The 19,112-nt window shown below is 30.1% G+C and carries 16 protein-coding genes and 2 pseudogenes; 2 read left to right on the forward strand and 16 right to left on the reverse strand.

Features of this window, described 5'->3' with window-relative positions:
* Positions 1–219: 219 nt before the first annotated feature.
* From HMPREF2795_RS07995 to HMPREF2795_RS08025, 7 genes are all read right to left on the reverse strand, one after another.
* Positions 220–1,431, reverse strand: a complete 1,212-nt coding sequence (locus tag HMPREF2795_RS07995; protein WP_075228604.1) for an MFS transporter — start codon at positions 1,429–1,431, stop codon at positions 220–222.
* Positions 1,432–1,855: 424 nt separating this feature from the next.
* A complete protein-coding gene (locus HMPREF2795_RS08000; protein WP_075228605.1) occupies positions 1,856–3,070 on the reverse strand; it encodes an ATP-grasp domain-containing protein in 1,215 nt (404 codons plus the stop codon).
* A gap of 19 nt (positions 3,071–3,089) precedes the next feature.
* On the reverse strand, positions 3,090–4,283 hold the full coding sequence (locus tag HMPREF2795_RS08005; protein WP_075228606.1) for an ATP-grasp domain-containing protein: 1,194 nt from the start codon (positions 4,281–4,283) through the stop codon (positions 3,090–3,092).
* Positions 4,276–5,499 carry a hypothetical protein gene (locus HMPREF2795_RS10805; protein WP_075228607.1) on the reverse strand — a complete coding sequence of 408 codons (1,224 nt, stop codon included), beginning with the start codon at positions 5,497–5,499 and terminating at the stop codon, positions 4,276–4,278. Before HMPREF2795_RS10805 ends, HMPREF2795_RS08005 begins: the two co-directional genes overlap by 8 nt.
* A complete protein-coding gene (locus HMPREF2795_RS08015) occupies positions 5,486–6,043 on the reverse strand; it encodes a CYTH domain-containing protein (protein WP_075228608.1) in 558 nt (185 codons plus the stop codon). The genes HMPREF2795_RS10805 and HMPREF2795_RS08015 overlap by 14 nt, the downstream gene beginning before the upstream one ends.
* Positions 6,036–7,016, reverse strand: a complete 981-nt coding sequence (locus HMPREF2795_RS08020; RefSeq protein ID WP_000114485.1) for a radical SAM protein — start codon at positions 7,014–7,016, stop codon at positions 6,036–6,038. Before HMPREF2795_RS08020 ends, HMPREF2795_RS08015 begins: the two co-directional genes overlap by 8 nt.
* Positions 7,017–7,298: 282 nt before the next feature.
* A complete protein-coding gene (locus tag HMPREF2795_RS08025) occupies positions 7,299–8,156 on the reverse strand; it encodes a helix-turn-helix domain-containing protein (protein ID WP_075228609.1) in 858 nt (285 codons plus the stop codon).
* A gap of 643 nt (positions 8,157–8,799) precedes the next feature.
* On the opposite strand from HMPREF2795_RS08025, the gene HMPREF2795_RS08030 reads away from it, so the two are divergent.
* Positions 8,800–9,648, forward strand: coding sequence for a helix-turn-helix domain-containing protein (locus HMPREF2795_RS08030; protein ID WP_075228610.1), 849 nt, complete (start codon positions 8,800–8,802; stop codon positions 9,646–9,648).
* Positions 9,649–9,691: 43 nt separating this feature from the next.
* Here HMPREF2795_RS08030 and HMPREF2795_RS08035 read toward each other — a convergent pair whose 3' ends face one another.
* The 8 genes and pseudogenes from HMPREF2795_RS08035 to HMPREF2795_RS10660 form a co-directional block, all read right to left on the reverse strand.
* Positions 9,692–11,554, reverse strand: coding sequence for an SAG1250 family conjugative relaxase (locus HMPREF2795_RS08035; RefSeq protein WP_075228611.1), 1,863 nt, complete (start codon positions 11,552–11,554; stop codon positions 9,692–9,694).
* Positions 11,541–11,906, reverse strand: coding sequence for a plasmid mobilization relaxosome protein MobC (mobC, locus tag HMPREF2795_RS08040; protein ID WP_000263039.1), 366 nt, complete (start codon positions 11,904–11,906; stop codon positions 11,541–11,543). Before mobC ends, HMPREF2795_RS08035 begins: the two co-directional genes overlap by 14 nt.
* A 9-nt stretch (positions 11,907–11,915) precedes the next feature.
* Positions 11,916–12,275, reverse strand: a complete 360-nt coding sequence (locus HMPREF2795_RS08045) for an SAG1252 family conjugative relaxosome accessory protein (protein ID WP_050238673.1) — start codon at positions 12,273–12,275, stop codon at positions 11,916–11,918.
* Between the two features lie 338 nt (positions 12,276–12,613).
* Positions 12,614–13,558 (reverse strand): HNH endonuclease, encoded by a 945-nt coding sequence (locus tag HMPREF2795_RS08050; protein ID WP_050243434.1) that lies wholly within the window; start codon positions 13,556–13,558, stop codon positions 12,614–12,616.
* A complete protein-coding gene (locus HMPREF2795_RS08055; protein ID WP_050243436.1) occupies positions 13,545–15,050 on the reverse strand; it encodes an AAA family ATPase in 1,506 nt (501 codons plus the stop codon). The genes HMPREF2795_RS08050 and HMPREF2795_RS08055 overlap by 14 nt, the downstream gene beginning before the upstream one ends.
* A 305-nt stretch (positions 15,051–15,355) precedes the next feature.
* Complete coding sequence (locus HMPREF2795_RS08060) at positions 15,356–15,589, reverse strand: hypothetical protein (protein ID WP_075228612.1); 234 nt, start codon at positions 15,587–15,589, stop codon at positions 15,356–15,358.
* A gap of 449 nt (positions 15,590–16,038) precedes the next feature.
* Positions 16,039–16,413 (reverse strand): annotated as a pseudogene (locus HMPREF2795_RS10370) (relaxase/mobilization nuclease domain-containing protein); the annotation flags it as partial.
* Positions 16,400–16,495: pseudogene (locus HMPREF2795_RS10660) on the reverse strand (plasmid mobilization relaxosome protein MobC); the annotation flags it as partial. The pseudogenes HMPREF2795_RS10370 and HMPREF2795_RS10660, both read right to left, overlap by 14 nt.
* A 515-nt stretch (positions 16,496–17,010) precedes the next feature.
* On the opposite strand from HMPREF2795_RS10660, the gene HMPREF2795_RS10375 reads away from it, so the two are divergent.
* Entirely contained in the window at positions 17,011–18,378 is a 1,368-nt protein-coding gene (locus HMPREF2795_RS10375; RefSeq protein ID WP_080980799.1) for an SIR2 family protein, read from the forward strand.
* Here HMPREF2795_RS10375 and HMPREF2795_RS08075 read toward each other — a convergent pair.
* A complete protein-coding gene (locus tag HMPREF2795_RS08075) occupies positions 18,337–19,083 on the reverse strand; it encodes a toll/interleukin-1 receptor domain-containing protein (RefSeq protein WP_075228613.1) in 747 nt (248 codons plus the stop codon). The two genes, HMPREF2795_RS10375 and HMPREF2795_RS08075, sit on opposite strands and share 42 nt — an antisense overlap.
* Positions 19,084–19,112 lie beyond the last annotated feature (29 nt).

Consider the following 19,112-nt stretch of genomic DNA (forward strand, 5'->3'; position numbering starts at 1 on the left):
AATCATTAAAAATTAATTGGAATCCTTTGTGATGCTTTCTCAATAAAAGTAATACTTCTCAATATTTTAACTGAACTAAAGTAATAGCATAATGGTATCTTGATTGTATTCTTCTAAAACAGATTGCCCTTCACATTCAACTGTGATTGATTAAATGTTTCCAAAAATATATTCCAAAGGCGCTCTAAATTCTCTGTATCAGCTATTTTTTATCAGCTATCAACTTCTATCATACCTCTTCAATAGCGTGCTGAATATTAGCGATAATACCGTAATAGATACACCAATAATAAAAATATTAAAAGTATTGTTAGGATTTAAAACTACTGAGAAAAAAACGGTACCTAGTGGCATAAAAAGGATCGCTACTGAAAAGATAATTCCAAAGACTCTGCCAAGAAACTCATTATCTACATCTCTTTGAACAATAGAGAAAAATTGGATATTAAAAATGGAAAGAAATAGACTAAATAACGCTGGAGAAAAAATTAGGATAATGAGGTTATGGAATATAAAATAAAGCGGTGCAGTTAGCATTAACATTAAGCCTGAACACGCTGAAAAGAGAAGTAAACGTCTACTTGACAAAGATCTATTGACAAAACCACTTAATATCGATCCCAAAAAACCACCAATTGCTTGCGCTGTTAGAAAGCTTCCATAAAGTCTATCTGAAATTCCTTCAAACATTTGACTACTATAAGGTAATAATAAATTATAGGCTGCTAGAACAAAATTAACCAAAGCAGAAAGAATGATAATAATAAAGATTGGTTTATGGCTATAAACATACTTGAATCCTACTTTTAAGTCGTTAAAGACTCCATTTATTGTCATTTCCTCCTTTGTATCTACTTCTTCATTCACAGGTGTAACAAATAAAATCAATAAAGCTGCCATTAGAAAGGATAATCCATCCAATAATAGCACCCCCCGTACCCCTAGAATGTTGTACAAGAAGATTGCTACCATAGGAATCGTTACTTTTATTACAGTACTCGTTGTTTCTAATAGTGAATTTAGTTTGGAAATACTATCTTCTTTTACGACTTCTTTCGTAAAAGCCTTGTAGGACGGTCCTGAAAATGCGCTCATAAAAGCCAATATGACATTTGTGATAACAATCGCATAAACTAACCATTGTTCTTTAGAGATTAATGATAGAACTATGCAAGCGATCCCAGATAAGAAATTTGTTCCAATGATAATTTTTTTCCGCTTAAAACTATCTGCAATGACTCCACCGAATAAATTGAATAGAACCCCGATCACCTTTTCTAATGATTGATAAATGGCAACCAACGATAAAGATGTTGGATTTAGTCCGGCCAGAAAGGTATTATTAGCGAAGTCAAACATGATATCTCCGATTTTAGATACCCCTTTACTCATGACAAGATAACTTATATTCTTTGTTTTTTTATTTTCCATTAATATTACCTCATATTATCTTTTTCAGGTCCTCCATTAGCAATGTCTAAATGCTACCACAATTTGTATAAGGCACTATTTAATTTCATCATAGTTTAACAATAAAAGTATATCTACAACCTATCATTACCATTATTAGTGTTATAAGACACCTTAAATAATGGTTGAAAGAAACTATGAAATAACTTTGAAAGTATTACTCCTTCAAAAGAGCCTTTAAAACCCAAAAATTCTAAGGATGGAAATGTTGATTTATCCACTTTTATAGAATCTGATTTTTATAAAAATAGGAGTTTTTAAAACTCCATCATGAAATATCTGTATTACCAACTAACTTCACCAAGTAATTGAACTAAATTCTCTCGTATCTATTAAAAATGTAATATTCTTAATCTTATGCAGATAAAAAATTAGACTCTAACTACTAAGTAGTAAACCATGTATCAGTAATAGTTTCCGACCAATCAATTGACTTGCTATAAAAATTTTTTATATCCATTGCTTTTTGAAGAAGTTCATCCAAATTCTTCCCAAAAAAGCTAACAGTTAATAAGTAATCCATCTGTTTCTGTAATCCAGCAAAGCGAACATTTTCATATTGTTTAATTTGTATCTCTATAATCCCATCCAAATCCAATATTGGAATAGACTTCACATATCCCTTTTGTGCCGGTATCCATACTTTCCCAGAAAGCCTAACACTTGAAGTGTTGCCTATATTATAAGGAATGCCTAACTCTCTTTTTACCAAATATTCATCCAAATTAATTGAGAATGATTTAATAATATTTTTTGTATATTCACCCCCTACAAGCCTACTTCCAATTTCACAGAGTATTGGATTACCAGATTTATCAATAAATATTTCTGCATGAAAAATCGTATTATAATCAACTTCAAATTTTTTAAAAATCTCTGCAGTATAATTTTTTAATAACTTGTCTTCATTCGAGTCAATATCAAGCATTATTGAACCAAGACCAAATCCCTCTTCAAATGCTTCTAAACAATTTTTGACATACATACTACAACAAGAAAACTCTATCGATTGACCGTTAAAAAATCCGTCAACATGATATAGCTGTCCACTCACATACTCTTCAACCAAGTAATCATCTAGCGAAATATTATAAAGAACATCTGACAACGAATCTTTATTCTCAATTTTGATAACACCTTTTGAAGCCCATTTTTTTCTTGGTTTCAAAATCACAGGATACCCAAATTGTTCACAGAAAGACACAACATCCATAAAGTGATCTACTTTTCTAAATTTAGGAATTTTAAAACCTTCTTTAGAAAGTTTTTTCCGCATTAGATATTTATCTCTAAACAATAGTGCTTCTTCAAGTGTTTGACCTTTTATTCCCAAATTTTTTCGTATACAAGCAGCTCGAATAATACTACCTTCTTCAAAAGCTAAAATTTTTGTAACAGGATCGATTTTATTTAATTCATAAATAAATTGCTCAACATTTCCGTTGGTCTCAAATTCAGGAAAACCTATAGCCTTATCATAAGAAAAACTATTTATCGTTTCGAGATAGCCCAAGATATATACCTCTTGGTCAAAATCATTTAACCATTTTAAATAATTATGTTTAGACTTACCTTCACGATCAATAATCACTACAGACATATTTCACCTCCAAAATTGACTATTCATACAGTACTTCAATACAGGAATTCAATGTCTTCTCTCTACCTGAGATTAACTCATTGTAATCGTTTGAAGTTTTTATCACATGACCAATCCTATTTGAGCTACCTATTTCTCTCCTCTTATCCCCCGCTTTAACATATAATTCAGTAGCGATAATATCCTTATGATTTTCAATATAGTGATCATCTAAAGTAACTGTTTTAATTACTTCACCTTCAAATTCCTCAAAATAAATAGCTACAAATTTAGAAGAAAAGACAAAATTATCAAAATCATTTAAAAGTTGGGCAGATGATAGGGCTGCTATCTCTATAGGATTATGGTTTATACTAATATTTCTATATAATTCCGAAATCATACCTCCACCTAATCTAAAGTGAGTTTCGACAACATGAATCTCTTGATTGTTTGTGATAATTATCTCTGTATGAGTTGGACCATTTGTAACCTTCAAAATTGATAATAGTTTCCCCATATAGTTGTTAATTATATCTTCTAAATCAGTCGAAATATTAGCAGGTACAATATGGCCAATCTCAACAAATGTTTCGAGATTTTTTAATTTTTTTGTTATACCATAAATATGATGCTGACTATTTACGCTTATAGCCTCTATACTAAATTCTTCACCTTCAATAAATTTTTCAATTATAAACGTTTCATCTGAAATCTCTACTTGATTCACTATTTCCTTCACGTTTGATGAATCAACTTTATAGATTGCTCGACTTCCAGTACCATCTATCGGTTTTAAGATTGATGTGCCATTTTTGTTGACAAATCTTATCACATCATCTCTATTCTCAATCATTTCACAGTTAACGTTATCAAAGAATGAATTTTTCAAGTAAGTTCTCAATGCATACTTATTATTTATAACCATCATTTGAGTTTCATTGATATTAAAAGGTATCTTTGTTTTTTCAGCTATTTTGTATGCTAATGCTTGTAAATTTTCAAACATACAAATTATCGATTGATAGTCTCCTAAATATTCAACAGCCTTACTTACTGTTTCAATAATTTGAACTTCATTTTTAAAACTGTTAAAGGCAAGAACTTCATCATAAAGATCTTTAAAATATGGTTTTATCTTCGAAGATTCACAAACCAATGTTAACTTACAATTATTTTTTTTAAGTGCTCTGTGTATTTCAGAGAAACCACCAATAACAAGTATTTTAGACATTTTTTTCTCCTAATAGTTCATCAATATCTACTAGTCTATTATCGTTTCCTAAGGCTAAACTTCGAATAGAATTCCGTTTTTTTATTTCTATATGAATACCTCTATCCTTGAGAATATCAGAATATTTTGCTACTATCCATTCAGGAAATATTCCGTATTCTCCTTTTAGTTTTCTGAAATCAATTGAATTAACCTCTTGATTCCTAAGCATGTTTTCAACTTTATTCAATCTCTTTGCTATATCAATAGAGAAATAATTTATTTTTTCTATACTTTCCTCAAGTTGTCTCTTCTGCTGAATGTTCAAATCAGTATAACCTAAACTGTGAACAAGATTAGAAGATAAGTCAACTAATTTTTTCTTTGATAAATTGGAGATAGTTTTTGAATCTAATAAAAAAGCTAATTCACGTATAATTTTTTTTAAAAAATACCCCTGTTTTTTATTTGAAATTTCTCCTATCCCACCATGAATTAATAAAACCAAAACTCTAAAAAGTAAAACGAATCTATTAACATTTAAAAAATCAATAGGCAATGATGACACAACTGGCAACAAAAAATTAATTTCGGAAATTCCCCAGATTGATTCTCTTTCTTCTAGAATCATTGCTAAACGTTCTGCATAAAAAACTACATCAAAATGGTAGTTTCCATCTCTATATATAGTTGCAATTGTTCCGAACGGAACTACACCATTAAGATACTTGTAATATAAGTAAGAGTAATTACCTGTAGGTCTCTGTTTTCCTATATGAAATTTCTCAATATTTTTCCATTCATATATATTTTCAGATGGTATTCCTGTTTTTATGTACCATCTGCGAAACTCTAATTCTTTATCACATCGTACATATATACGGTGTGTAAATAAACCAATGCTTTGCAAAAAAGCTAAAGCATGATAAATCATCTCTTCCGGTTCTTTGCAATTCTTAACTAGAAATGATAAGCCAACCTCCATCGGATTAGTCAATCTATTAATACCGACGCCATCTAATTTATTTGAAAAATATGATAGCTGTTTTGTTACATATTTTTCCACGCAGCCAGTTTCAGATAGCATATCAAACAAACTAATATGCTCTGAAATAGCAGACATATTAAAGATAGTCTCTGACCCTCTAGGTCTAACAACTTTACCTTCTTGTAGTTTTCGAAATCCATTTTCTTGACCATAAAAATAAAACTGTTTGATAATTTCAATTACGTCCATTTTTTTCTCTCATTAATTGGACATAGCCCTTTGTTTCTATTTTTGAATTTAAAAACGAGAACTCTCTGCACATTTTCTCATAAAAATTATTATAATCTTCTTTTGAAAAATCTCCTAAAATCTCTATTTCAAGATAAAATCCAAGACCATCAATTTTATCTAGATTAATCGTTTTATTTTCTAATACGTCATGATAAGTCTTTCTATATTTACTTATTGTGAAAATATTTGAAAAACCATCTTGCAAGATATTCCTTACAAATTCTAGTTTTTCAGATTCCAACTCTATTTCACTTTCACTCCACATTCCTTGTTTTATCGTATCTTTTCTTGTGAAAACACATGCCTTATCATCAGCTTCTTGACGAATTCTGTAAATAAAGCTACCTACCTCATCATTTTCAAATTCTCTTCCTTTTGTTTTAAAATATTCATCAACTTGCTTATTTTCACACTTAAATTTATAAGATTTTTCTAAATATGAAATAGCATTATTATAATCCCTCTCATCGTTAAGTTCAAATCTAACTTCTAATTCATTCATTAATTTTACCTCTCAATTCTTCAAAGGCTGAAGTCTCTTTAAATTCACTCAGTCTATAGTAAGTTTCTGGTGATGTTTTATGGACACAAAGCCTAATATTGTAATTACCAAGCAAATTTTCTAATCGTATTCCATAAAAATATTCACCACATCTGCCCTTTTCCCTAATTCTACAACATTTACACATATCGTGCAAGTAGTTTGGAATCAGTATTTTAAATCCCACTTCACCAATATTAGGAACATTATAAAAAATAGTTCCAGATGAACTTCCTTTGATATATTTCCTACTTATTTCAATACCATTTAATGAATCAAAAAAATTTCTAATCGCACTAATAGATTTTTCATTGCTTTCAACTTCGTTTAAGATTCTTATGGCAATGTTGCGGCTACTAGCCCACTTCATCACTTCATAAGCTCTACCGAAATCTTCAGAGCTGGCTACAACAGTATTTATCTTTACAGGAACTCCTTTTCTACTTACATATTCTATTAGTTCTTTTAACTTCCGATGATTTTGCTCTACCCATCTATTAGAACGATTAACTTGAGTGTTGTACATTTCAACCGTATCTACCGCATGTAAACTAAAATTAATTCCATCTATTCCCGAAGATATTATCTTATCAAAAACCTCCTTTTTACCTCCAATTGAGGTCATCTTAACAACAAAATTATATTCTTTCAATTTTTTAATAATTAAGTCAATATCTGGATGTAAACTAGGCTCACCACCTGTCAAATGTACCTCAGTAATATTTAAGGAATCTGTTAGATCAATAAAATCATTAAAAAATTTATCATTGAAAAAATCAATATTTTTTATTAATCTTTGTTCCCTACTACCTGTTCCTTCATTATGACACCACCAGCAGTTCCAATTACAGTTATCTGTCAGCTTTACCCTAATACTATTCAATGGAGTATATACGGAATCTTTTCTAGGTTTTATAAACTCTAATACACTCATTACAACCACCCCAGTTCTAGTGAATATCTTTTTCGATATTCAAACTTGTAACTCTAAATACTATAATTCCTTAACAGAACCCTAACTAAAAATTGTTTAATCAAAATAATTCTTCAAATCCAGTTTTTCAAGACTTATTTCTATACTAAAACAACATCTTACCAGAACTTCAATAATTTCTTCATGATTAATCCTCCTTGATTATAAAAACTATTAGACCTACTGCCTAATGTTATTATATCACTAGCAGTTGGTCTAATAGTTTTTATCCCTAATTTGCAATTAGTTACTATTAAGTACTCTCTCAATATATTTTTCCCATCTATCTACTAAACTCATGCTTTCCAAGGTTTTCAGAAAGCCAATACACTTTCTCATCTCTAAAATATTACTCAATTCATTTGTCATCTTAAAATTGTAACAACTATCTATGAGGTGAAAAACTAATCTTTCATATAATTCTGTTTCATCAAAAAATAACTGGACTAATTGTTCTCTATAATAAGATGCATCAACTATATTATTTCTTTCTACGCTGAGGCTAAAAGCATTAAATAACATGCTGGTAATTAATCTTCTATGGGTCGGTAAATGTTTATAAAAATCAGTTCTCCTCACCATTTCCTTCGTTAATATCATAACACTTGATTGGCAAAAAATTTCCATTGTGGAGGAAAATAGCTCTAATTCATATTCACCCCAGATATCTATGCTGAATAAATAGTCTGATATAAAATCAATTTCTTCAGAAGTCACAATATTATCTTTCTCAATTTCTTGGAGCTTTAACTTAATCAAAATTATTGTTAATTTCTTACTTAGTTTCTCCTCTTCCTTTTCTATACAATTAATTAGGAGTCTTCTCAAGGCTGGGCTGTTGTTCTTATAAAAATAATTATTTATCTTATCAATTACCTCGAAATTACTCATCTTATGAAAACCACGCCCTAAATACATAAACTCTTCTAAAGATACGTCCAGTGTCTTTAAAACTGAAAGTAATTTACTAAGAGTAATATCTGTATATCCATTTTCAAATCTAGATAACTGAGAGGTAGAAATCTCATCATTAGCAATATTATAAAGAGAGAGGCCCTTAGCTTCTCGAATTTTTTTTAAGATTTGTCCTAAATTTTTCATTGCTTCCTCTCCTTGTTGCAGATTAGGGATGTTTTCATATATAAGTAAGCCAATTAGTTTTCAAATATTCTAGATTTTAGTAAAACTAAAATAGTATTTCTATTGTGATTATACAATGAAAGTAAATACGTCACTCATAAAAATATGTTTTATATGACAGCAATCAGTGAAATATAACAGTTTTCATTTCATTTATTAGTCGTTAAAAGCTTGTCTTTTTCCTACTTTTGTTCCTAATATACCTTTATATGATAAATATCTGCAAGTTACCAATCTGAACGCTTAGAAATATATTCTTTGTAGTGTCTTACTTGAGATTCGTAACTGTTTTTCTAATTCTCACTATCGGAACTAACTTTGCAATAAGTAACAACCCTTTTTAGGTGTCTTCTATGTCTCTTAGACGAACTAAATAACCAGCCTTTATTATTTGTGATAATAACTTCTTGCATAATAGATATCCTCTAAGAATTACGTATAAGATTAGTAAGAATCAACCTCCGACTATAATGATAATATCCATAATCAATAACAATATTGATGTAAATTTTAAAAGTTTTTTCATACTGAACCTCCCTTTATTTTTTTATTTATTGTATAATAAATAAAAAATCCTTGTAATTTTGTTGGGAATATGGGAAAAATGAAATCAAAACTTGGTATAACACTCAGAAAAATTCGAAAAGGGAAGAAAATAAGTTTAAGTTCAATTGCTGATAGTAATTTATCTAAATCTCAAATCTCTAGATTTGAACGGGGAGAATCAGAAATCTCTTGTATTCGACTAATCAATATTTTAGATAAATTACATATAACTTTGGATGAATTTATTATTCTTCATGACAATAATTCTACTAAAACTGGATCATTCGCTAACTTGGTGCAATATATTCGAAAACACTACTCCACAAAAAATTTTGATAGTATTATTGAATTACTATCAAACTCTTCAAGTTATAACTTGGGTCCTTATGAAAAGACAATGGTAAAATCGATTCTCTATACAACAAATAAAAATTTTCTCCCCTCGAACGAGGAGTTATTACAGCTTACAGATTATCTTTTTAAAGTTGAAAACTGGGGTTACTATGAAATTATCTTATTAGGTAACTGTGTAAGAACAATTAATTATAAATCCTTTTTCCTATTAACTATAGAAATGTTAAAAAATTATATCTATTCAACATTAAATAAGACAAATAAACGGCTTGTTACACAATTGGCAATCAATTGCCTAATTGTTAGTATTGATAAAGAAGAATTTCAAAATTGTAGTTTTCTAATCAAAGAAATAAAAAAATTACTAAATAATGAATTAAACTATTATGAACAAACCGTCTTCTTATATACATGTGGATACTTTGAATTTAAGTGCAATCTTGCGAACGGAATCGAAAAGATGAAACAAGCACTTCAGGTATTTGAAATTCTAGGAGAACATAATATAAAAGCACAGTACCAAGAGCACTATGACAAATATATTAATCAATGACACAAGGATAGTTAATCTTTAACCACCATAGGATTAGTTCTTGTTATTCCAATAGTATTTCTATACTAAATTTTTTATCAAAATCCTTATCATTCAGTACTTTTACAAACATTTCTAAATTTTTTATTAAGTTCTCATACTCATAAAGATAATGATTTAGCTCCTCTTTAAACGCTCTTATTTCTTCGCTTACTTGTTCTACTGTAATTGATTCTGGCAAATTTAATTTTAAAAAGTCATATCTTGCAAGCTTTCGACTGCTCACATCTTCACTCTTCAAATTGATAAGCACTTCCGCCATCTTATTTAAGTTGGCGATTTTTTCATTAATTTGATTTAGTTTTATATCTATCTCTGCTATTTCTTTTACTAACTCGTCTTTAATGTCTTGGTATTTCTTATCTGCTTCAGTTAATTCAATGAAGAGGTTAATCTCAGTAATCTTTTCCTGTAGACTCTTAACTGTAGGTCTTCTGTATGGTATTACTCGACTATCGTTGATTAGCTGTCTTATCAAGGTTCGTCCTTTGACATACTGATTCTTATCCGAATGTTCTTTGTTATATACAAAGTACGAGGTTGTCTCACGTATAAAGATTTTATATTTTGTTTGATTATCTTCTTCTAGAATATCTAATTGATAATTGGGAATGAAAATGAGACCACTCTGCTTAATACCAAAAGACACTTTGATATAAATGCCCTCATCAACTAGCTTCTCTATTTGGTTCTCTGCAAGTTCCACTTCAAATTCACGAACGGTATCTCGTTTTTCCTTAAATGTCTCAAAGGCTTCCTCAATCTCTTCAGTGGATACTTTATCCTTATCTCGTTCTTCTTGGAAAGCATGGTACTGTTCCTGTAAATTCTCTAATCCTTCTGAAGCAACAACTTCCTTATTCTTAAAATAATCTTGAAAAAATTTGACATCATATAATTTCTTATCACTTATTTTTTGATGACCCAAACTTATCTTTTGATTCTCTTCTTCCAGGATAAAAGTTACATTTTTTTGTTTTAAGTCAATGGTTAGATTCAATTCTTTTGTTTTTGTTATTAACTCTTCTAAAGAATTGACACGGTTCAACAAAAATTCTAGACGACTTTTAATCTCTTGCTTAGCAAAATGCGTTCTAAAAAATTCTTCATCATATAGATCTCGTTTGCTGAGTTGGCGTCCTCGAATTGGTTTTATCATCGTTCTATCTGTCATCAAAAAACGGCTATGCTTTTGACTAAAATCAATCTGAACATGCAACTGCTTTGCTTTCTCTAAAAAATCATCAAACGATTTAGATTGCTGCAGCAAAAAATAAAGACGTTGTTTCAATTCAAACTTATGACTAGATTCCCTATATTTTTTATAATCTCGATAGGAATAACGTTTCTCAATAATTTTTGCACCAGCCACTTTAGAAATACGGTCTGAAATCATACGGAGGTTTCGTTCCAAGGCATAGTTCCATATCAACTTTTTATCTGAATTGCGGTCAATAGCGTTGATTAGGATGTGATTATGAACATGATCTTTGTCTGTGTGAGTTGCTACGATGAACTTAAAACGACCTCCTGTCAATTCCATCATGGTCTCATAACCAATGCGGTTAATTTCTTCAGGTGTCAGATTATCTTCAGGAGAAAATGATTGAATGAGGTGATGAGCATGAATAGTTTGTTGGTGTTTTTCTTGTCGGTCGTTTCTGGATTCGTACAACTTGTCATTATTGCTGAAGTTGACATTGTACATCTCTACCATTTCTGCATGACTAGGGAAATCCAAGTAATTGCTCATGCCAAAATCAGATACCAATTTCAAATTGTCAGTTTTATCAGGGTTGAGAATATACTTAATTAAACGCCTACGATATTTTTTACCGTGCGTCGCAAAGTGTTTAGTAACTACCATGAAACTCCTTCAGTCTTTTCACCTCCACTTGAAATTCTTTGTCCACTTCCTTAATTAACTCTCCGACTCCTTTACTCAATTCTTGTAATTGGTCCTGAGAAATCAGGTGGCTTTGATTAATCGCACGCGCAATTTGATTAATGTTATTTCCAATCCGTCTCAATTCAAAAACTAACTGGTCATAAGTATCAGTGTTAATCGTGACAAATGACATATTCGGATTAAGCAAAACTTTTCTGGCATAGACTGAGAAATTTTGACAATTGCTCTTAGCAATCCGTTCATTCAATTGGTGTAATTCTGGATCAGTTAGAAATACTTTTTTGAGATTAGTACGATAGCGATAAACCATTACATCCTCCTAACCCATATATTTTTCACGGAACTCACGACTGAGTGGCTGCACTTGATTCACTTCTGCAATCAATTCTTGAACGCAAGTCAATAAGATTGAGACGTGCTCTTTAGTCACTTGATGATTTTCTCTTGCGACAACCAGAACTTCATACACATCTCGACTAATCTGTTCAAACTTTTGAGACTGCCAAAGGGAGAACCAACTTTCAAAAATTCTATCCTGATAATTCTTTTTCAATAAATTCTGACGAAGAAATTCTGAGAAACTATCCACTTTTTGTTCCCTCATCATTTCTTTTATCTGTTTTTCTTCTTGTCTCGTAATTCTAAATTGCTTTCGGATTGACTTAATTTCTTGTCCCATTCTGATATCCCTTCAACATTCTACTTGTCTGACAGTGTAAGTCTACCTCACATTGTCAGTACGCTTCCTAAAGACCTCACTTGCTTCTTGTTCGGTCTTTGCGAGCTCAGATATTGTGTCCACAATATCCCAAAAATCATATCGCCAACCAACCAAAACCTCCTAGTTTTGACAGCCAACGATAAGATAACTTGGTGGCCTTCGCCCCCCAAACCCCCAGTGAAAAATCTTAGCTGGATTTTTAAAGTTGAGAAAAGTATAGCAGAAGAAATTTGGGGAAGTTATCACAAAAATTGAAAATGGGAGTAAGAAAAAGAGAGCTGAACGCTCTCTCGATTTTAAAATATATCCTGTACTTCACTCATTTGTCGTCTTTCTTGAAGCATTCTGTTAATTAAATCATACGCTTCAACCTCCAAGTCTTGAAGAGATTCTAAAACTAAAACTTTTAAGAATTCTAATGTGACAACTCCCTTTAAAATTAAATCTTCTTTATCATCCATAATAAGAGATTGAAAATACCCCTTAATAAAATCATTTGTTACATTCCCTAATTCTGAAAGCGTATCAATGAGGCTATTCAAAACACTTACACGTGCTACTTCACTATAAGTTTCATTCAATTTATAAACTTCCTCGTAAAAGAATCTCAATCTTTGATATTTCAATGGATCAAGTCCGACAACTGACTCGTTCTTTAATTGGATATGCGTAATAAAATCGTCACCTTTGATATATGTATAACATTTCAAGTATGGTAACAAATTTACAGAATTAAAATACGGATTTAAAACTCCCTGATTTTCTGAATAGCCTACAATCGAATTTTTTGAATGATTACACCTATAACACGTTGAAACTAAGTTAATTGGTAAGATAGCAAATTGTGGAAAGATTGATTCTGGTAAAATATGATCTAAAGTATGTGTTGCATAACCCCATTCGGCATCACAAATTGGACAACATCTAGGTGTAAGTTTGTACAAGTCTCTCCTAAATGAACTTTCTGAAGAGTAAAACGTCTTGTATAGTTCTTTCATTTTTGATTTTTCAATTCCCAAAACTTCATCTGATTGCTCTAATTTAGAAATCAAAGATTGTAAATTTTCACCAGCCTCAAGATAGTCGCTTTCAATTTTATTGAAGTATGGTAAAAGACAATTGGATTCATGAAGCTTCCTAATAATACCAGATTTATTATTACCTTGATTTTGTTCCATGTATCCAACTATTTCATCAATTACATTTGCTATACAAAAGCTTGGTGAACTAATTTTCTTCATCACTAACCTCTTCAAATTTCTTTACTAGTAATGCTTCGCTTCCAAAGATAAAATCAATTTTATCTAGTTCAGTTTTATCTTCCTTAATTAAATCCACTATAAATTTGTAAAATCCAGTGTTCCTAAGATCTGTACCAAAAATCGCATTATTAATATAACTAATGCTTTCTCCAAAAGTTTTAATTGAAATTGACTCAATTCGATTTTGATTGTTATCAAAATTCCGTACTATCTTCCTAATATTGATGTGAGCCAGTTCTTGAAGCACAATAGCAGAATGGGTCGCTAATAAACAAACTCCATTGGCATCGCTTATAATTTCATCTATCGCCCGTATATAAGCTTTTAATAATGGTGGATGTAGAAATAGTTCGGGTTCATCAATAATCACAAAAGTTTTTTCTGAAACATAAATAATTAGATTTAATAAATTTAGAAGGATAATCTTTTGTCCTGAGCTTAATTTCTTCACATCTTCTAAACTGAAATTTTCCATATCAATAGCGTGTTCAATTTGTAAAAACCATGGATCAAATGAAAATTTTTTTATAATATTTCCTAACTTTGTACGGTATCTTTTGCCTACTTCAGTGAACAATTTATGAATATCTTTTGCAATAATTTCGCTTAGATCTTCAGTATTCGAAAAATTTATTCCTATAAATTTATAAATATCTGAGTCTTCTTTTTTAAAACCCGAATCAAATGGACTATACGAAAAACAAACTAATGAATTAAATTGATTAAGATTCGACCTATCAGAATATAATTTTTCTTCAGCATTATCTAGTAAACTTCCATTTTTTTGATAATGATAAAAACTTATAATTTGTTTCAAAAAATTAGTTTTGCCACTACCATTATTTCCGATAATAGAATACATTGAAGTGGGGATTTTAGAATTAGGATCAACATTGAATTTAAAAATTTCCTCTTCATTAAGATTAATCAGATTAACTTCATATTTATCCTGATAACTTCCACCTAGAGTAACTCGATGGAACTGATCAATAACTTCATTATAATTATTATTTCTAAAAAAAGAATCTCTGATTACGTCCTTTTTATGTGCCCAACTGAATATCGTCTGAAAATTAGGGTTATTATATAATTCTTCTAATTTTTCATCATCAAATGCAAGGTCTCCTAATATTTTTAAATACTCTATTCTATCTTTTTCATCAAAAATATTATTGAGAAATCTATAATATTCTAAATTTCCTAAAGATATTATATTTTGAGAGTGTAAATTCTTTTTAATTTTGTCAAAAGATATCACATCACTTGAAGAGTATGGATAAACTGTGATGTTAATATTCCCTAAGTCGTTCTTTTCCCCCTCAAAACAAGCCACTACTTGATATGTTGTTTTAAATCCGTAATCGTCCCAATTATCTTTTGCAAAATAAAATCCATCACTCATATCTTGATCAGTATCTATTGGCCAATCTGTAGTATAGAAATTTACTTCTGCGAACCTTCTTCTCTTCATCAGTAATCCTCCATGCTAAATAAACTACTAAATAATTTACATTAGTCTTCAACAAATAGTTCATTCTCAAAAGCCTGACGGAAAGTCTCTTGCTTCTGAGTAATTATTCTTATTTTCCTTCTAGCCATGATTTACCTCCTTTCTAAAAGCCTACCTTACCATTATACAAATTTTAATGTGATTTTTTTCACATTAAGAACCTAATACAAAACCACCCTTTCGAGTGGCCTATGATAGGATACACTTTTTAACGATTATAGAAAAGGGGGTGCAATTTTTCCGATTTATACTAAGATACTTTAAAATCAAAAGCAAAATCCGTTATATTCATCGTTGAGAGTGTTTATAATAGATTCAAGTTTTACTAAAAAATACTGCTCCTCAGAAGTGAGGTAACTACCTGAAGATATCTTTTCAATCAGTTTATTTTTTTCTCCATTTAACAATTCAAAAGTAATGTCAGCACATGCATCAAAACCCTCATATTTAGGGCGATCTATACTTGTTTTTATTGCGTTAGAAATAATAGAATCTGTCATAACAACTCCAATCTTGGGGACACTACAGAAAGGCATTCCTTTTATAATGCCCTTCTGTAGTGTCTCGCTAGCCCTGCATAAACGCTACCGAAGCTCCCCACCGCTGCAACGAGACACATAAATTTAAAACCTGACGAAATTATTATAGCCATAAACTTGCCATCCATATCATTCAATACATTGAATAGCCAATCACTCACTAAGTCTATGAGGATTTCTATTGCTACTTCTACACACAATAGAATAAAGGTAGTGGAGTCTGAAACATCGGTTAGCAGCAAATGATGGGGAGGGGAGTCGAACCCCTATTCCCCGATACCAGAAGGTTTTAAATTACTAAGAATATTCTAGCATGAAATTTTTGAAAAAACAATCAAAACTATCCAACTTACTATTCGTAATTTCAAAAACAAAATCATAAAAAAATGTATCAATTTCAGTACTCACACTTCTGTGTAAGTTGCTACGATGAAACGAAAACGTCCTCCTGTCAACTCCATCATAGTCTCATATCCAATGTGATTGATTTCTTCTGGTGTTAGATTATCATCAGGAGAAAATGATTGGATCAGATGGTGGGCAGGAATATTTTATTGGTGTTTTTCTTGTCGGTCATTTCTGTATTCGTACAACTTGTCGTTATTGGTAAAGTTGACATTGTACATTTCTACCATCTCTTCATAGCTAGGAAAATCTAAGTAATTGCTCATACCAAAATCAGATACTAATTTCAAATTGTCCGCTTTATCAGGATTGAGGATATACTTAATTAAACGCCTACGATATTTTTTTCCGTGTGTCGCAAAATGCTTAGTGACTACCATGAAACTCCTTCAATCTTTTCACTTCCACTTGAAATTCTTTCTCCACTTCCTTGACCAACTCTCCGACTCCTTTACTCAGTTTTTATAACTGTTCCTGGCAAATAGTGTCTATGAATTCTGTTGAAATGGTACTTGTTCCGTTTTTATAACAGCTAAGGGCTATTGCCTAAAATTTATACAATTCGAGCAAATCTGTTTTTGTCAGGCCATGTGTCTTTCGTATAATTTTATATTGTTACCAATTATAGTATGCTCCTTTTACTTGATAACACTATTATAACATTTAAAAATAAAAAAACATGTTCTAAATTAATAGAAAGTATAATTCTAAAATTAGAATTTTTCGTGATAATCCTATAAAATGCTACTTTTCTAATAAACTTGTACTTATTTCCTTCAAACTACACAATTCTCTAGTTGTTGTAAGTTTGTAATTGACTCAAAAGTATTCGATATAATTTCAAAACAGTGTTTTAATTTATAGTTGGCCAATATCATCTAATTTTAACTAAAAAATCATTATACAAATCAAACAACTAAAAATGAATTTATGGTATACTAGTGATAATAAATAGTTATCGGTAGGAGAGATATATTTTGGATAGAAAAAGTTTTATTACAAAAATAAGTGACTCTTTTAATGATGGAGAATTATCATTATTTTTAGGTGCAGGAAGTAGTTTAGATGCTCATTTTCCAACTTGGAAAGAACTTCTAACCCCATGTGCCGAAAAATTAGGACTCGATATTAGTAGTATCACAGACTATTTTCAACTTGCTCAATATTTTATTAATGAGTATAGTGAGCGAGAATTATATTCACTAATAAATCATAAAATTAACAAATTTGATTATGAAAGCGAACTAATGAAAATAATTGTCCAAATTGGTTTCAAATCAATTTGGACAACTAATTTTGATAAAGTAATAGAGAAGAATTTTGAGTATCAAAAAATAAATATTAATAGTATTCATGATGAACAAGACTTAGGTTCTGTTAGTTTGAAAAATAGAGTAAATATATTCAAGCTTAACGGAGATATAGGTAGTATTTCAAAAATTGTTATTTCAAAATCTGATATTGAAAACTATTACCTTAATCATGAGTTATTTTTAAGTTTTTTTCAAAGAGAGTTAGTCACTAATACTTTTTTATTTATTGGTTATAGTTTTACTGATGATATCGTTCTAAAATCTATTCAAAAGCTACACAGTTACATAGGTAAGAATAATAAAGCATTCTATACAATTATGATAGATAAGCCTGGGGATAAAAATTTTCAACTTTTTATAGATGATTTAGGAAAAAGGTACAACATAAAAGTTTTGTTGGTCCAAACTCCCGAAGACATTAAAGAAATTTTGAGGGAAATAAAAGAAAAAACAATTAGTAAAAATATTTATATCTCAGGTAGTTTAGATGATGCACTAGAGGAGACTAGAGCCTATAACCTTTCGAAATCTTTAGTTGAAAAACTAATTGACGGAGGATACAATATAGTTACTGGATTTGGAAAGAACATTGGCTATTACATTTCCGGTTCCAGCATACAAAAACTTTACTCAATTAATGAGGCTAATATTGAAAAACGTTTAATTATGCGACCATTCGCTCACGATATGAGTTTAGATGAGGATACGTCTTATAGACGAAATCTGATATCGGATACAAAGTTTACCATTGTTATGTATGGTCAGGCAATCAATAGTAAAGGTGACATTGTCACTTCTAGGGGTGTTTGGGAAGAAATTAAAATTTCGAAAGAACAAGGAAATTATATCATTCCAATTGCTAGCACTGGATTTGCTGCAGCAGAGTTAGGGGAGAAAATAAAATCAAGTATAACTGAATACCCTTATTTAGAAAATTATATTGAGAAATTATGTTCGGAAAATAGTCCAGACAAACTAGCGGAATTAGTATTACATATTATTGAAGAAATATCCTTCAATTTTATTGATTAATACCAGTATAATTGATTCCATACAAGCTATTTCTTTTAAAGTTGGCTGAATATTAAATTTAACTTTATTAAAAATGAAGCTACTACTATAATATGAAATATTATCATTAATATTGTATTTTTCTAAACAATATAAAATCAATGTATACAGCATTGTGATTCTAATGCTAAAACAATTTTTATCAATATAATTATATTTATCAATAATAGCATTGATAAATTTATCTGTTGTTATATTTTCTAAAGTTAGTAGATTTTTTATTTCTACTGACTTTAATTGTTCGTATAGTAAACGTTTTAGTATATCAATTGATAAATCATAGGTTCCGCTAGAAATATCAAGTTTCATTTCTCCATATATATACTTAGAAATCCAATTGTATTTCTTAGGAATTTGGCTACTGGTTATCTCGCAAAGAATGGGAATGATTACTATTTCTTGATATTTATCAATTTTGGTTTTAATTGCATCTAATTCTAACATTGCTCCTGTACTTTGAAATAATTGTGTTGAAATAAAAAGTAAAAATATCTTAGATTGTTCTACTCCCTCTTCAATATTGACATAGTCACCGTCATCTCCTAGATACAGTTTTTCATAATCGTACCACACTTCAATTCCTAAATTTTTTAAATGAAAATTTAGAGACTGAGCATAAACTAATCTATCTTTACCTGAAAAACAAAAAAATACCCTATCTTCCAAAATATATCTCTCCTACCGATAACTATTTA

The organism is Streptococcus sp. HMSC056C01 (genome assembly GCF_001811305.1).
Taxonomy (GTDB): Bacteria; Bacillota; Bacilli; order Lactobacillales; family Streptococcaceae; genus Streptococcus.